Raw genomic sequence first — 1,129 nt, forward strand, 5'->3', positions numbered from 1 at the left:
GGGTGATGTCTGCCAGCAGGGCGGTCAGGTCCGGGTAGTGGGCGGAGGCCCCGGGGATCGGGATGCCGTCGCCGAGTTGCACCCAGCCGGTGGGCGCGTCTGGTGTGCTGTCGTCGGCCTGCGCGTGGTCTGCGGGCGCGACCGGGGTCCATTGGATTTGGGATATGGGTGTTGGTGTTGCGAGGGCGTGGGGGTCTGCGGTTGCGAGGGTGAGGCCGGTGATGGTGAGGGCGGGGGTGCCGTCGTCGGTGTAGGCGTGGAGGGTGATGGTGTCGGGTGTGTCGGTGCGGGTGGTGGTGTGGATGCGTAGGGAGGTGATGGGGGCGGGTGTGGGGTGGGTGGTGACGTTGGTGAAGGTGTAGGGCAGGCGTAGTGGGGTGTCGGTGCCGGTGGGTGCGACCAGGGGGTGCAGGGCGGCGTCGAGCAGGGCGGGGTGGAGGGTGTATCCGGTGGGTTCGTACTGGCTGGGGAGTTGGATGTGGGACCAGCCGGTGGTGGGGTGGGTGGTGTCGGGCCAGTGGGCCTGGAGGCCGCGGAAGGCGGGTCCGTACTGGTAGCCGTGGTCGGCCAGTTCGTCGTAGAAGCTGTCGAGGTCGGCGGGGTGGCCGAGGTTGTCGGCGGGCCAGTGGAGGGGGTCGGGCAGGTCGGCGGGCTGGTTGGTGGTGAGGGTGCCGCTTGCGCGCAGGGTCCAGGTGCGGTCGTCGTCGGTGCTGAGTGTGCGGGTGTGGATGGTGAAGTGGCGTTGGTCGTGGTCTGCGGTTTCGACGGTGATCTGCAGTTGGGCCGGGAGGGTGATGGGGGAGTGGAGGGTCAGCTCGGCGACTTGGGGGTGATCGACCAGGTCGCCTGCGTGGAGGGCGAGTTCGAGGAGTGCGGTGCCGGGGAGGAGGGTGGTGCCGGCGATGGTGTGGTCGTTGAGCCAGGGGTGTGCGGTGGCGGTGAGGGTGGTGGTGAACAGGTAGGAGCCGTCGGGGAGTTCACTGCCCGCGGCCAGGAGTGGGTGATCGGTGGGGCCCAGGCCCATCTGCAGGGCATCGGTGCGGGGTTCGGGGGTGAGCCAGTAGTGGTTGCGGGTGAAGGGGTAGGTGGGCAGGTCTGCGGTGGGTGTGGGGGTGGTGGGCCAGGTGAG

1 protein-coding gene is annotated in these 1,129 nt (G+C 69.7%); it reads right to left on the minus strand.

Annotation, left to right across the window (positions count from 1 at the left end):
* A partial coding sequence (locus ACWDZ6_RS33410; RefSeq protein WP_451505835.1) for a polyketide synthase dehydratase domain-containing protein occupies nucleotides 1-1,129 on the minus strand: 1,129 nt, incomplete at both ends.

Source organism: Streptomyces sp. NPDC002926, from assembly GCF_053591755.1.